At 53.0% G+C, this 13,506-nt stretch carries 13 protein-coding genes; all 13 read left to right on the top strand.

Going from position 1 to position 13,506, the window contains the following annotated elements:
* The first annotated feature begins 21 nt into the window (after window positions 1-21).
* The 13 genes from glnA (at window position 22) to NYE48_RS15865 (ending at window position 13,459) form a co-directional block, all read left to right on the top strand.
* Window positions 22-1,350 (top strand): type I glutamate--ammonia ligase, encoded by a 1,329-nt coding sequence (gene glnA / locus NYE48_RS15925; protein WP_212948461.1) that lies wholly within the window; start codon window positions 22-24, stop codon window positions 1,348-1,350.
* Window positions 1,351-1,471: 121 nt separating this feature from the next.
* Window positions 1,472-2,080, top strand: a complete 609-nt coding sequence (locus NYE48_RS15920) for a DL-endopeptidase inhibitor IseA family protein (RefSeq protein WP_340999368.1) — start codon at window positions 1,472-1,474, stop codon at window positions 2,078-2,080.
* 445 nt (window positions 2,081-2,525) lie between these two features.
* Entirely contained in the window at window positions 2,526-2,666 is a 141-nt protein-coding gene (locus tag NYE48_RS15915; RefSeq protein WP_341000676.1) for an MHYT domain-containing protein, read from the top strand.
* Entirely contained in the window at window positions 2,624-4,084 is a 1,461-nt protein-coding gene (locus NYE48_RS15910) for a putative bifunctional diguanylate cyclase/phosphodiesterase (RefSeq protein ID WP_340999367.1), read from the top strand. Before NYE48_RS15915 ends, NYE48_RS15910 begins: the two co-directional genes overlap by 43 nt.
* A 213-nt stretch (window positions 4,085-4,297) precedes the next feature.
* Window positions 4,298-4,414, top strand: coding sequence for a hypothetical protein (locus tag NYE48_RS15905; RefSeq protein WP_036708264.1), 117 nt, complete (start codon window positions 4,298-4,300; stop codon window positions 4,412-4,414).
* Between the two features lie 468 nt (window positions 4,415-4,882).
* The gene (gene nhaC, locus NYE48_RS15900) at window positions 4,883-6,259 is read left to right on the top strand and encodes a Na+/H+ antiporter NhaC (RefSeq protein ID WP_340999365.1); all 1,377 of its coding nucleotides are present in this window, start codon (window positions 4,883-4,885) and stop codon (window positions 6,257-6,259) included.
* Between the two features lie 230 nt (window positions 6,260-6,489).
* Window positions 6,490-6,663, top strand: coding sequence for a hypothetical protein (locus tag NYE48_RS15895; RefSeq protein WP_340999364.1), 174 nt, complete (start codon window positions 6,490-6,492; stop codon window positions 6,661-6,663).
* Between the two features lie 166 nt (window positions 6,664-6,829).
* The gene (locus NYE48_RS15890; protein WP_340999363.1) at window positions 6,830-7,003 is read left to right on the top strand and encodes a hypothetical protein; all 174 of its coding nucleotides are present in this window, start codon (window positions 6,830-6,832) and stop codon (window positions 7,001-7,003) included.
* A 166-nt stretch (window positions 7,004-7,169) separates the two neighbouring features.
* The gene (locus tag NYE48_RS15885) at window positions 7,170-8,513 is read left to right on the top strand and encodes an extracellular solute-binding protein (protein ID WP_212948467.1); all 1,344 of its coding nucleotides are present in this window, start codon (window positions 7,170-7,172) and stop codon (window positions 8,511-8,513) included.
* A gap of 88 nt (window positions 8,514-8,601) precedes the next feature.
* A complete protein-coding gene (locus NYE48_RS15880) occupies window positions 8,602-9,492 on the top strand; it encodes a carbohydrate ABC transporter permease (protein ID WP_340999362.1) in 891 nt (296 codons plus the stop codon).
* Window positions 9,493-9,506: 14 nt separating this feature from the next.
* On the top strand, window positions 9,507-10,385 hold the full coding sequence (locus NYE48_RS15875; protein ID WP_212948471.1) for a carbohydrate ABC transporter permease: 879 nt from the start codon (window positions 9,507-9,509) through the stop codon (window positions 10,383-10,385).
* Between the two features lie 88 nt (window positions 10,386-10,473).
* Complete coding sequence (locus NYE48_RS15870; RefSeq protein ID WP_340999361.1) at window positions 10,474-12,288, top strand: cache domain-containing sensor histidine kinase; 1,815 nt, start codon at window positions 10,474-10,476, stop codon at window positions 12,286-12,288.
* Window positions 12,266-13,459 carry a response regulator transcription factor gene (locus NYE48_RS15865; protein WP_212948475.1) on the top strand — a complete coding sequence of 398 codons (1,194 nt, stop codon included), beginning with the start codon at window positions 12,266-12,268 and terminating at the stop codon, window positions 13,457-13,459. The genes NYE48_RS15870 and NYE48_RS15865 overlap by 23 nt, the downstream gene beginning before the upstream one ends.
* Window positions 13,460-13,506: the final 47 nt, after the last annotated feature.

Raw genomic sequence — 13,506 nt, 5'->3', positions numbered from 1 at the left:
ATAGGAAAGGGAGAGGATCTTGTGAGCTACACAAAAGAAGATATTCTTCGCATCGCCGAGGAAGAAAACGTCCGTTTCATCCGCCTTCAATTCACCGACTTGCTCGGTACGGTCAAAAACGTGGAAATTCCCGTCAGCCAATTGAAAAAAGCCCTTGACAATAAAATGATGTTCGACGGTTCTTCCATCGAAGGTTATGTTCGTATCGAGGAATCCGACATGTACCTGTACCCGGACCTGGACACATGGGTGATTTTCCCTTGGGTTACCGAAGATCGCGTCGCGCGTCTGATCTGCGACGTTTACATGCCGGACGGCACGCCGTTTGCCGGAGATCCGCGCGGCATTTTGAAGCGCAACCTGAAGGAAGCCGAAAAAATGGGCTATACCTCTATGAACGTCGGTCCTGAACCTGAATTTTTCCTGTTCAAAACCGATGAGAAAGGCAACCCGACGATGGAGCTGAACGACCAAGGCGGTTATTTCGACCTGGCTCCGACTGACTTGGGCGAAAACTGCCGCCGCGAAATCGTGCTTACGCTCGAGGAAATGGGCTTTGAAATCGAAGCTTCCCACCACGAAGTGGCCCCGGGACAGCATGAAATCGACTTTAAATATGAAAATGCCATTAAGGCAGCGGATCAGATCCAAACGTTTAAGCTGGTCGTAAAAACGATCGCCCGCCAGCACGGCTTGCATGCGACGTTTATGCCTAAACCGCTGTTTGGCGTGAACGGCTCCGGCATGCACTGCCACCAATCGCTCTTCAAAGGCGACGTCAACGCGTTTTACGACGAGTCCGACGAGCTGGGCCTGAGCAAGGAAGCCCGTTACTACATGGCCGGCATCCTGAAGCACGCGCGCGCGTTTGCGGCGATCACCAACCCGACCGTAAACTCCTACAAACGTCTGGTTCCGGGTTACGAAGCTCCATGTTACGTAGCATGGTCCGGCAGCAACCGCAGCCCGATGATCCGGATCCCGGCTTCCCGCGGTCTCAGCACGCGCGTCGAAGTCCGCAACCCGGACCCTGCGGCGAATCCTTATCTGGCGCTTGCCGTCATGCTTCGCGCCGGTTTGGACGGCATCAGCAAAGAAATGCCGCTTCCTGCGCCGATCGACCGCAATATCTATGTGATGTCCGAAGAAGAGCGCATCGAAGAAGGCATCCCAAGCCTGCCGGCTGACCTGAAAGAAGCGCTGAACGAACTCGTTCGCGACGAAGTCATCGTCGAAGCGCTGGGCGATCATGCCATGTCCCACTTCTACGAGCTGAAAGAAATCGAATGGGATATGTACCGCACGCAAGTTCATCAATGGGAACGCGATCAATACATGACGCTTTATTAATTCCAAAATCCCTTGCGCCGTCCGGCGTGAGGGGTTTTGGATTTTGCTGAAAAAAGATCCGTCCGCGCAAAGCTGAAACATATTGTCCGCTTGCTTCGTATAGATGGTGGAGGCGATACATATGAAACGAAATAAAAGATTAACTTTTACGCTGACTGCGGCAGTCCTGGGCTTAAGCATGTCGATGTCCATGGGTGCCGCTGCAGCGGGAGCAGGAAACCAACAAACGCAAGGGCAAGCACAAAAGGCGGAAAAGGTGGTTGTTACCGATCCGACAGCCATCACCAAGCTCAACAGCACAAGCGTGCCGCCACTGATCGTTGAGGCAGAGAAAAGATATTTTTACGCCATGGGCGGCGGCAAGGGTTCGACCGATGTTTTCGAAATCAACGGCCAACAATACCGCTATTTGTCCGATGACATCGGAACCCGCGCAAAGCTGATGGATTACCTGAAGCAAGCCTACACGGAAAAAGCGGCGGCTTACTTTGTCGACAAATATTTCATCAGCCATGGCGGACGTCTGGCACAGCTGAATGCCGATACGGGGAATATACTTGAATTTGGCAAGGCGACCGCCAAAATGCTGTCCATGACGCCGACGCAACGGGTGTACAAGTTGTGCGTCCCTTACCCGGAACACCTGCAGGGGCCCGAATATATAACGGTAAAATTCGAAAAGGTCGGGGACCACTGGCGGGTGGGGACTGCTCCGCATGCCGTTTTTTAATGTTCTACCGGTTCGATATGACACCATAAATCAATAAGTCCGGCCAGCAGTCTGATTAAAAAATGCTCGCTTTGGAACGAACGTCCGGAGAACCTCGGGGTTTAACGGATCGTACGCCAAAGGGGCATTTTTTTTGCGGTTTCCATATAGGAGAAGCGGGAGGGTGAATAGGACTGGATCTGAAATACATATTCAGGCCGTCAAAGATTGTGATAAAATGTAGAAGAATGTAGACAAAACGGTGTCATACGACTCGAAGAGCTTGTTGACAACAAGGAGTGAGCTTTCCATCTTTCTGCTACAGGAAACGTATAACCACTGGGTCGTCATCCTTTCATTTATCATTGCCGTTTTTGCGTCCTATTCGGCGCTGAACCTTGCGTCGAAAATATCCGGGTCCCAGGGATTGACGCAAAAATGGTGGTTGATCGCAGGTTCATGCGTCATGGGGTGCGGTGTATGGGCCATGCATTTTGTCGGCATGCTCGCGTTCCACCTCAATGTACATATCCAATCGCCATATGCGGGATGCATTTTACCGGGATGGGGGCTGCCGATTTTTGGTGCGGGGATGCCAGTGCCCTGATTGCGACCGATAACGGGGAAGTCAACCTCGTTTTATTGTCCGGCGTCACCTTGGCAACCTTTTTTATGCTTATGGTTTCGTGGGGAGCGATGTTTTTCGATCGGCATGTTTTGGAGAAAATGGCTTATAGCGACCCGCTAAACGGACTTCCCAACCGGCATGATCTCAATCGTTTTCTTAAAGACGGCGTCGACGGCTCGCGCGAAACGGCGGTGATTTTTATCGATTTGGACCGCTTCAAAACGATTAACGATACGCTGGGTCATGATATCGGCGATATGCTTGTACAAGAGGTCGGAAGAAGGTTAAGCGGGTTAACGGGCGAAGGTCGGAAAGTATTCCGCCTTGGCGGGGATGAGTTTTTGATTGCGGCTGAACGATGCAGCCAAGATCAGGCTGAACAGCTTGCCGGAGACATTTTGGAGGCGATCACCAAGCCGTTTGACCTCAAAGGGAATGAGCTTTACATCACGGCCAGCGTTGGGATCAGTCTGGCGCCGAAGCACGGAACGGACCGCGAGTCGCTCCTTAAGGCATCCGATACGGCAATGTACAATGCCAAAAAGGCAGGAAAAAACCGGTTTTGCGTGTTTGACGATGAAATGGATCAAATGCTGCTTCGCCGTCTCGAATTGGAAAAAGACATGCGGGGCGCCTTGGAACGTAAGGAATTTTATATCGTTTATCAGCCGAAGTGGAATGCGTTAACGGAAAAAGCGGTCGGTTTCGAATCGCTGATGCGCTGGCCGCATCCGAAATTCGGCGATGTTGCCCCCAGCGAATTTATTCCGATTGCCGAGGAAACGGGATTGATCATTCCCATGACCCGATGGGTGTTCTCCGAAGTGGGCAAGCTGCTTCAACAATGGATGGAAAAAGGCGTGCCGCTGCTCCCCGTATCGATCAACGTATCCGTTCGTTTATTCGAAAGCCGGCAGTTGATTGAAATGACCCGTACATTACTGGAGTCCGTGAATTTATCTCCGCATGTTATCGAGCTTGAAATTACCGAATCCATGATGCTGTACGATGTGAAGGACATGATCAGGCAGCTCAGCGAGCTTCGCAGCCTCGGCGTTCGAATTTCGATGGACGACTTCGGGTCGGGGTATTCGTCGCTCGGGACGTTGGATCAAATTCCGATTGACACGATCAAAATCGATCAGCTTTTTATCAGGGAAAGCGATTCGCCCGCCAAAAGGGCCATCGTGGGCGCGATCATCGAGATGGCTCTCAACCTGCAGCTGGACCTTGTCGCCGAGGGAGTGGAAACCGTGGAACAAATCGACTTTCTTCGGTCCTCCGGATGCAATGTGATGCAGGGATACTATTATGGAAAGCCGATGGACGTGAGCGAAATGGACGATTGGATCGCCCGGAATATGGACGAACGCCTCACGGAAGACAGTAGGCTTTAAGAAAACGATCGGTCATAAATATGGCGCAACCAGCCGAGCATTCATGGGATTTGATCTTAAAGCCGCGCTTATCCCTCCGTATTTTTGCATACACCGGCAGTATCCCAGGAGAGTAAACTCATATCTATTTTCGCAAGGAGTTTCCTATTTGCCCTTCCCTTCCAAAAGCATAATCATAAGATAAAGTATGCTTCTGAAAAGGAGGGTGAACACATGAGTGAAGTCGTTGGAGGCGTAGGCGGTTACGGCCATGGCGGGTATGGCAGCATCGGTGCGATTCTGGTTCTCTTTATTTTGCTCGTTATCATCACCAAAGCTTTCATTTACTAATTTCGTATTTTCAAAGCTCTTGCCGGCATGCCGGCAGGAGCTTTTTCGCGTTCCCTTAATGAAGGGGGTCAAGGCATCAGCGGCATGCTGACGAACTTATACCATAAGTATAATAATCCCAGCGGGATGCAGCAGATCAGGCCAATCCCCATGACGATCATCCGGTTTTTCCAAGACCCGTTCATGCAGCGTACCTCTCCTTCAAAATGCCATACATCGTTTAAAACGCAATGAAACCGTATTTTGTTACGCTTCTTTCTGATTTTTTTGGCTGAAAAATCCTGCAATGCATGTTCATAACATTGACTCGGCCGTGGTTTTGGTATATATTGTTCCCCTGTGCTTCAATGCAAAAAAGCCAAAAAGCATAAAAGCAAAGAAGGACTTGTTTACGGATCAAACAAAGCGGACGGAGACGTCATGCAATTTCCCTGTCTGCGACAATTATGTACAAGGAGTATCATCTTCATGGACCGACAGCTCACTTTTTCGAAAAGCATTTTGATTATTGCATTTATTCTTGCGCTATTGTTCATCTCGATTTTTCTGCTCAAAGCGGAGCCGCATCTTCCGCTGCTCGCCGCAACGGTCGGGACCTCAGCTTTGCTGCGACTGTTCGGCATTCCTTGGAAGAAGCTTGAAGCTTCCATCCTTCAAGGCATTCAAACGGCCATTATGCCGATTCTCATCCTTTCGCTGATCGGCATTTTGATCGCCGTATGGATGATGAGCGGGACGGTGCCGACGATCTTATATTACGGCATGGATTATATCAAACCGCATTTATTTGCGGTGAGCGCGTTATACGTCACCATCGTCGTGTCGATGTTTACCGGAAGCTCGTTTACGACCGTCAGCACCGTCGGCGTCGCCTTTATGGGGATTGCCGCGACGACGGGAGTTTCCCCGGCGTTGGCCGCGGGAGCGGTCATCTGCGGGGCTTGCTTCGGGGATAAAATGTCGCCGCTATCCGATACGACGAATTTTGCCCCGGCCGTGGCCGGCATTCCCATCTTTACGCACATCCGCAACATGCTCTACACGACGGTGCCGGCGCTCATCGTCACGACGATATTTTTCTTGTTCGCGCCAAGCGCCGGCACGGTCGATTTATCGTCCATCGAGCAAATCAAGTTTGCGCTGCAGGATGGGTTTCGCATTCATTGGCTTACGTTACTGTCGCCGATTGCCGTCATTGCCTGCTCGATCAAACGGATGCCGATTCTCCCTACGCTGATCGTCGGCATCGCGACCGGTCTGCTGGTGACGGCTGTCGTTCAACGCGAGACGGCAATCGACGTATGGTTTCAGGTTATGCAAAGCGGCTATCAAACGGCCAGCGCCAACGAAACGGTCGCATCGATCGTAAACCGGGGAGGTTTGCAGTCGATGATGTGGTCCGTCTCGCTGATCCTGATCGCGCTGTCGCTGGGCGGATTGCTGCAGCATTGCGGCGTCATCGAAGCTTTTTTCAAAAAGGCCGTTCAGCCTTTAAAACGCGGCAGCAGCATCGTTTTGATGACGGGCGCGTCCTCGATCGCGGTAAACGCCATGACGGGCGAGCAATATTTGTCCATTCTTTTGCCGGGTCAAATGTTCAAGGACGAATATAACCGCAGAAAACTGCCCGCAAAAACGCTGTCCCGAACCCTCGAAGATTGCGGCACGCTCGTGAATCCGCTTGTTCCCTGGGGCGTCAGCGGCGCTTTTTTTGCGGCTGCGCTCGGGGTTCCGGTGCCAGAATACGTTCCGTACGCCGTCTTGCTGTGGGTAAGCCCTCTCATTACGTTCGGATATGCGCTTATACCGAAGCTGCAAAAGAACGCGCTTGGCCCAAACACATAATATGCTTAATATGACGTCTACGCTCGGCCTTGCCGCCTAATGGATTAGGGGGCAAGGCCTTTTTTGCTTTGCAATTGCGGCACCCGTGGCGGATAACCGGGGGGGCTCTGGGCATCATTGTCGGTCTGCGCACATAAGGAGAGGAACCTTAGCGCATAGTAAAAAACGAATCCTGCCCTTACTGGGGAGGTCGATCCATATCACAGGATGCAGAAGGGAGGGGAGCGCTTATGCTGAAAAGCAATAAATATAAAGAGGCCGAAGCGGACCGTTTGAATTTTCACGACCAAACCGACGACGTCGTCGGACGCGAGCCTGCCACAACGAACGTCGACGATGCCGTCGCGGCCATGACCTCGCATCTCAATAAATACGACGTCCCGGACGAACTCGAAGAAAAATAACCAACAGGGAAGCGCGCACAGGTGGATCTGATGCGTGCTTTTTATTTTGTTGGCGGATGCGAATCGGCCTCAACATCCATGTCGTTTCGATTTACAAAATCACCCATATTATGTAATCTGGTAGAAACATATTCGAGATCTTAGATATGGGGAAGGAGCAACGGACATGAAGGGTCAAGACGAACGGTTGCTGGCGTTGGAAGAACGGGTAGCCGAACTTGAGGATCAGCTCCGCGAAGCGCGGAAGGGGTCGAAAGGGCTGCGGATCGTGTTGTACATCATTTACGGCGTATTTATTTTATTGATTTTGCTTGGCGTTCTGCAATTCGTGTCGGTCTAACCTGCGGCTGCATATAACACTGAGCGAGTCCTCCCGGCTTGGGGGGATTTTCTTTTTTTGGAGCGATATCTATAGAAAACAAACCTAAAACCTGAATTTCTCACCTCCCGATCTTTGCCGTTTCCCTGCATAATGGGTTCATATCAAACAAAAAGGGGAATAAGCGATGGCAAAAATGTCGAAATGGCTAAGCTTGGCGATGGCAGGCGCGTTAGCTTTCAGTTTAACGGCATGCGGCGGCAAAGCCGATGAAGGAAGCGCTTCGTCGGGAGCGGGAACCGGCGGCGACAAGGCCGGCACGGTGAAAGAGAAAAACGTCACGATCACATTCCAAAACATTTATCCGGATCCGACCGATCCGAAAAACAAATTGATGAACAAGCTGGTGAAGCAATACGAATCGGAGCATCCGAACATCAAAATCGAGCTCGATTCCCTGAACACCGATCAGCAAAAGCTGAAGCTGAAAACGCAAGCGGCGTCCAAAGAGGTGCCGGACATTACCGTGGTCAACCCGGCCGCGCAAATGCAGCCGTTCGTGGAAGCGAAGCTGCTCGCGCCGCTGGACGACATGCTGGACCAAAACGGACTGCGGGGCACGTTCCAGGACGGGCTTCTCGATTGGTACAGCTTCGACGGCCACACCTATGCCGTGCCGGACGGCAACAACATCGGCGTGGTGTACTACAACAAGGAGCTTTTCGAAAAAGGCGGCGTCCAGGTGCCGACGACGTTCGAAGAAATGGTCGATGTCGTCAAAACGCTGAAATCCAAGGGCATCCAACCGATGGCGATCGGCGAAAAAGACACCTGGACGGGATCGTTCCTGTTCATGAACATGCTGCTTCGGACCAACAACGGCCCGGGCTTCCTGAAAGACGTGCTCGATAAAAAGAAAACGTTCGAAGATCCGGCATTCAAGGAAGCGGTCGACGCGTTCCAAAACCTCATCCAGGCCGGAGCCTTCCAGGAAGGCGTCACGTCTTTCGACTACAACGCAGGCGAAAACCTGTTCAAGACCGGCAAAGCGGCCATGTACTTTATGGGCACGTGGGCGACGGGAGGCATCGAAACGTCTTCCGTCAACGGAAAAGTCGGCGTGTTCAAGTTCCCGACGATCAACGGCAAAGGCAATCCGGACGAGTTCATGCTGGCGCCGGGCAGCGCGTTTGCGATCTCCGCGGACAGTAAACATTTGGATGAAACGAAGGCGTTCCTGAACTGGTTTATGCTGAACTTCCCGAAAGAAGCGTTCGAAGCCAAAGGCGCAGTGGGAATCGGACAAAAAGTGGACGGCGATTTCAAGGCGGCCGGATACTCCGACATGGCGATGGAGGTGCTGAATCTGTTCAAAGACGTGAAGGGCGGGGATCTGGCGTTCGACAACACGATGAACCCGGGAACGGCGCAAGCTCATCTTGCCAGCATCCAAAACCTGTTCGTGCAGAAAAAGGATTCGGCCGAAGTCGCGAAGGAACATCAATCGGCATTCGAAGCCAACAACAAATAAGCTTGACGTAATGGAGGGAACGCGTGCGAAAGGCGGCATGCCGTTCCCTTCTGCTTCACTAGACCAGACAGAAAAAGGAGGGGTTCCCATGAACGTGCTCAAAGTCTCCCGCTGGACGATCGCCGCGTTTGTGCTGCCTTGCTTGATCTTATACGCAGGAATCGTATTCGTGCCGATCCTCGTCTCCATGTACAGCGGTCTGCTGGAATGGAACGGCATCGGTGAGTCCAGGTTCATCGGGTTCGAAAATTTCAAAAACCTGTTTTTCCATGATCCGGTATTTTGGCCTTCCGTGCGGAGAACGCTGCTGTTTGCCGTGTTTTCGATGGCGGAAATCCCGATTGCGCTGCTTGTGGCCATTTTGCTCAAACGGTATATCCGCAGACCGAATTTTCTCGTGTCGAGTTACTTTTTGCCCGTCATTCTGTCGGTCGTCGTCGTCGGTCAGCTGTGGAAAACGATTTACAATCCCGCGTCGATGGGGGGCATGCTGAACCAGGTGCTGGAAGTGGTCGGCCTGGGATCATGGACGCATGAATGGCTTACCGATCCGTCGGTTGCGATGTATTCGCTGTATTTCGTGGCGCTCTGGCAGTACTTGGGTTACCACACGCTGATCCAGTATACGGGAATATTAAACGTTCCCGAAGAAATCTATGAGGCGGCGCGGATCGATGGCGCCGATGGATTTGCCGCCGACCGCTACATCACGTTTCCGAACATCATTCCGATCTTCAAAATCTCGATCGTGCTGGCGTTTATCGGCTCGCTGCAGGCTTTTGACATGGTGATGGTGATGACGGGCGGCGGACCCGCGCACGCAACCGACGTCATTTCGACCCATATGTACAACATGTCCTTCCTGTCCATGAAATACGGGTACGGCAGCTCGATTGCGGCATGTTTGGTCGTGCTTTGCCTTGCGGCCACCTTCCTGATCAATCTGATATTCAACAAGCTGGAGAAACGCTTTTCGTAAAGGAGGAAAACGCCATGAATACGAGCTCTGCCGTTACGTTGAACAAGCCGGCGGCCGCTGCCCGCCGCGGACGGTTTTCCGTTGCGAAAACGATCGTCATCCTGTTTTTGTCCATATTGGTGGTCACGCAGGTATATCCGCTGCTATGGCTTGTGCTGTATTCGCTGAAAACGAACGAAGAAATTTTGTCGGGCAGCTTTTTCGCCCTGCCGCACGCTCCGCAATGGAGCAACTATAGCGCGGCGCTCGAGGGGAATTATTTCCGTTATTTGCTGAACAGCTTATTCGTCACGTCGGTGACGATGGCCGCGGTCATTTTGCTGAGCTCCCTGTGCGCGTATGCGATCAGCCGATTCCGCTGGCGATACGGGCAAGGGGTCATGCTGCTGTTCCTGATCGGGATGATGATCCCGATGCAGGCCACGCTGCTGCCGCTCATGATCATTTTCAAAAACATGCACGTGCTGAACACGCATTTGTCGCTGATCCTGCCTTATGTCGCGTTTTCGATGCCGATCGCGGTGTTTATTTTGAGCGGGTTCATGAAAACCATTCCGCATGAAATCGAAGAGTCGGCCGTGATCGACGGGGCCAGCATCTGGCGCATTTTCCGCAGCATCATATTGCCGGTGTCCGTTCCGCCCGTCATGACGGTTTGCATTTTGACGTTCATCAACATTTGGAATGAATACATTTTGGCGGCTACGTTCATTTCGTCGGAAAAGCTCAAAACGCTGCCGTTCGGCGTGAACAGCTTCGTCAGCCAATATTCGGTCAATTACGGCGCGATCGGGGCTTTTCTCGTGCTCGGCGCGCTGCCGGTCATCCTGATCTATTTCTTGTTATCCGATAAAATCACCGAAGGCATGGTGGCAGGCGCCGTCAAGGGCTAATGGGCCAAAAAATCGGGCGGAACAAGCGGCGCATATGCTAAAATGGACACGAAAAGCCCGATGCTTTGAAAGGGGGAAGCCGAGGTACGTGAGACGCTTCCGATCCATACGCAGCCGCTTGTTCCTGCTTTTTATGGGATGCATGACGGGAATCCTGATATTGATGAGCATGCTGTATTACAATCGAACGTTATCGATCATTCACGCCAAGGTGGGCGACATCGCCGAAAAAAACATCTCCCAGACCGCGGGGCTGTTCAACTTGATGCTGCAGGGCTATAACAGCTTGTCCAAATCGCTGAACAGCAACTACGAGCTTACCCGCCTGCTGCAGGAAAAGCCGGACGATCCGGCGGCGGAAATCATCAACGAACGCACCATCACGAACATTATCGGGGCGGCCTACTATTCGCGGGACGATGTGCTGGGCATCCACATATTATCGCCCGACGGCAAGGTGTACAGCTACGAAAGGCAGTTTGCCGGGGTCATCGACAACAACTACGCCCAAACCGAATGGTATAAAAAGCTCGAAGCATCCTCGGGCAACATGGTCTGGCTCGGGTTATGCCCCGGTTCGCCGATCAACACGTTGCAGGCGGAAAAGCAGGCGTTCGTGTTCGGGCGCAAGCTGTACGATTTGGATAACCATAAAGAGATCGGAATATTGATGATCGAAACGAACCCGTCTCCGATGATGGAAGCGCTGTCTAACGTGAGCATCAGTCCCGGAACGCAGGTTTACATTTTGGACGAAGCGAAAAAAATCATCGCCTCCTCCGAACGAAAAGGGGCCAAACGTCCGGAATTGGACCGGCTGCCGCAGCCGTCGCCGGAAGATAATATCTTCGTCGACGGCACGTCCAAGGAGCTGATCGTCGCCGCCAACACGACGATGGCCGGGTGGACGATTTACGGTCTGACGCCGAAACGGGACATCCAGGCGGAAGTTTATCGGACGACGAAAGTTTTGGTGGTTGTCGTGCTGGCGCTGATCATTTTATCGACGGTGCTGGCTTCGATCGTCTCCCGCAATATCGCGTCTCCGCTCAAGCTTTTGATCCGGGAGATGAAAAAGGTCGAGATGGGGAATTTCAGCGGTTCGGTCAACGTGGATTCCTTCGACGAAATCAACAGCCTGGTCTCGTCGTTCAACCGGATGGTGCACCGGATGGACGAGCTGATCGAAACGATCAAAATTTCGACCGTCAGCGAAAAAAACGCGCAGCTGCAAGCGCTGCAGGCGCAGGTGAATCCGCATTTCCTCTACAACACGCTCGACATGATTTATTGGATGCTGGACGAGCAGGAAAACGAACGGCTGAGCAGGGTGGTTCTGTCGCTTTCGCAAATGTTCAGGTACAGCAGCAATTGGGAAGAAGCGGCGCGAACCACGCTGGGGCGCGAATTAGAGCAAATCGGCCATTACTTGACGATCATCGAAACGCGGCTCGGCGGAAGGCTGCAAACGAACATTGACGCAAACGCTGCCTGGCTGGACGCGCCGCTTCCGAAAATGACGATTCAGCCGATCATCGAAAACGCGGTCAAATACGGTTTGGAGCCGAAGGAAGGCATGGGCGTGCTGAACGTGCGCACGGAAAAGGAAGGGAACAAGCTGCTGATCAAAATCGAGGACAACGGAATGGGCATGGATGCCGGAACGCTGGAACGCGTAAAAGAGACGATGCACGCCAAACATCAGCGGCCGCCGGACGCGGATTCGCCCGGAAGAAGACGCGGCATCGGGCTGCGGAACGTACACGACCGCCTGGTGATGATGTTCGGCGGACCATACGGTTTGAGCATCGAAAGCAAGCCGCTGCAAGGAACGACGGTGACCGTTGCCATACCGATTCCGGCCGAAGGGGAGGACGAAGATGAACATATTGGTGGTGGATGATGAGAGCGTGATCCGGGAGGGGATCAAGCGGACGATCCGCAAAGCGTTTCCCGGCCACCGCGTGCAATTGGCGGAGAATCCGGACGAAGCGGCGCAAATACTCCGGGGCGGCCAGATCGACGTGGTGCTGACGGATATTTTGATGCCAGGCATGACCGGGCTCGAATTGATGCAGGTGTCCCGGAGCAATTATCCGCACGTGAAATGGGTGATCATCTCCGCTTATTCCGAATTTGCTTACGCCAAAGAAGCGGTTAGGCTCGGGGCCAAGGATTATATGCTGAAGCCGATCGGCAAGGAGGCGCTGATTTCGATGATCGGGCGGCTCGGAGAGGAAGTGGAGCGGGACGCCGAGCTGGAGCAGGAAACCCGGCTGCTTCGGAGCAACCTGAAGTTTTTGCGTGAAGCGGTATTCCAGCGCTGGGCGACGGGACTCGACATCGGGAACTTGGACATCGCCCCGTTCGTGGAGCGGTACCCCCGCTTTTATTTGGTGCTGGTCAAAATGGAAAGCGACGACACTGTACATCTCGAGCATTTTATCGTCGAAAACGTGCTGACCGAGCTGATCGAACGCCACGGAAAAGGGTTCGTCACCAGCCTCGACGGCAAAAGCCTGCTGGGCCTTGTGACGCCGGATTCGCCGGACGGGGCAAAGCGCTTGAGCGACGAGCTGCGGCTGCATCTGAAAAAATACGTCAAGGTGCCGTTCCAAGTCGGGCTGTCCGAAGAGATCCGCGACTTTAACAGCATCCCGGCAGCGATCCGGGGGATGGGGAGGAAGTCCGGAACGCTCGAATTCGAATATTACGCCCCGGGCGGAAACCGGGCGGTCGAAGTAGCCCTCCAGTATATCCGGGCGAACTACAATACCGACGTGACGCTGGAAAAGGTCGCCTCCGTCGTCTTTTTGAACCCGGCATACTTCAGCCAAGTGTTCAAGCAAAAAACCGGAAGCGGGTTCAAGGAATACGTCATATCGCTGCGGATGGAAAAAGCGATGGAACTGCTGAAGCATACGCAGCTGAAGCTGATCGACATCGCCGAAAAGGTCGGTTACCAGGACGTCAAACATTTCACGCAGGTTTTCCGCAAGCGGACGAACATGACGCCGACGGAATACCGGCAGCGGGGATGGGAGAAGGACGGGCTGAACCGAGCTTGTCCGTAGAAGGGAAGAAGGATGCGACTCTATATCCGCCTTGGGCCGTGCCAGTT

The sequence above is a fragment of the Paenibacillus sp. FSL M7-1455 genome (assembly GCF_038004655.1).
GTDB classification, from domain to species: domain Bacteria; phylum Bacillota; class Bacilli; order Paenibacillales; family Paenibacillaceae; genus Paenibacillus_AQ; species Paenibacillus_AQ cookii.
The sequence above is the reverse complement of the archived record's forward strand: the minus strand, read 5'-3'. Positions and strand labels throughout refer to the sequence as shown.

Excerpts from the sequence above, each read along its gene's own strand:
- NYE48_RS15920 (WP_340999368.1), top strand. The coding sequence starts at position 1,472 with ATGAAACGAAATAAAAGATTAACTTTTACGCTGACTGCGGCAGTCCTG.
- NYE48_RS15880 (WP_340999362.1), top strand. The coding sequence starts at position 8,602 with ATGAACGTGCTCAAAGTCTCCCGCTGGACGATCGCCGCGTTTGTGCTG.
- NYE48_RS15885 (WP_212948467.1), top strand. The coding sequence starts at position 7,170 with ATGGCAAAAATGTCGAAATGGCTAAGCTTGGCGATGGCAGGCGCGTTA.
- nhaC (WP_340999365.1), top strand. The coding sequence starts at position 4,883 with ATGGACCGACAGCTCACTTTTTCGAAAAGCATTTTGATTATTGCATTT.
- NYE48_RS15895 (WP_340999364.1), top strand. The coding sequence starts at position 6,490 with ATGCTGAAAAGCAATAAATATAAAGAGGCCGAAGCGGACCGTTTGAAT.
- NYE48_RS15910 (WP_340999367.1), top strand. The coding sequence starts at position 2,624 with ATGGGGGCTGCCGATTTTTGGTGCGGGGATGCCAGTGCCCTGATTGCG.
- NYE48_RS15905 (WP_036708264.1), top strand. The coding sequence starts at position 4,298 with ATGAGTGAAGTCGTTGGAGGCGTAGGCGGTTACGGCCATGGCGGGTAT.
- NYE48_RS15875 (WP_212948471.1), top strand. The coding sequence starts at position 9,507 with ATGAATACGAGCTCTGCCGTTACGTTGAACAAGCCGGCGGCCGCTGCC.
- NYE48_RS15890 (WP_340999363.1), top strand. The coding sequence starts at position 6,830 with ATGAAGGGTCAAGACGAACGGTTGCTGGCGTTGGAAGAACGGGTAGCC.
- NYE48_RS15865 (WP_212948475.1), top strand. The coding sequence starts at position 12,266 with ATGAACATATTGGTGGTGGATGATGAGAGCGTGATCCGGGAGGGGATC.
- NYE48_RS15915 (WP_341000676.1), top strand. The coding sequence starts at position 2,526 with ATGGGGTGCGGTGTATGGGCCATGCATTTTGTCGGCATGCTCGCGTTC.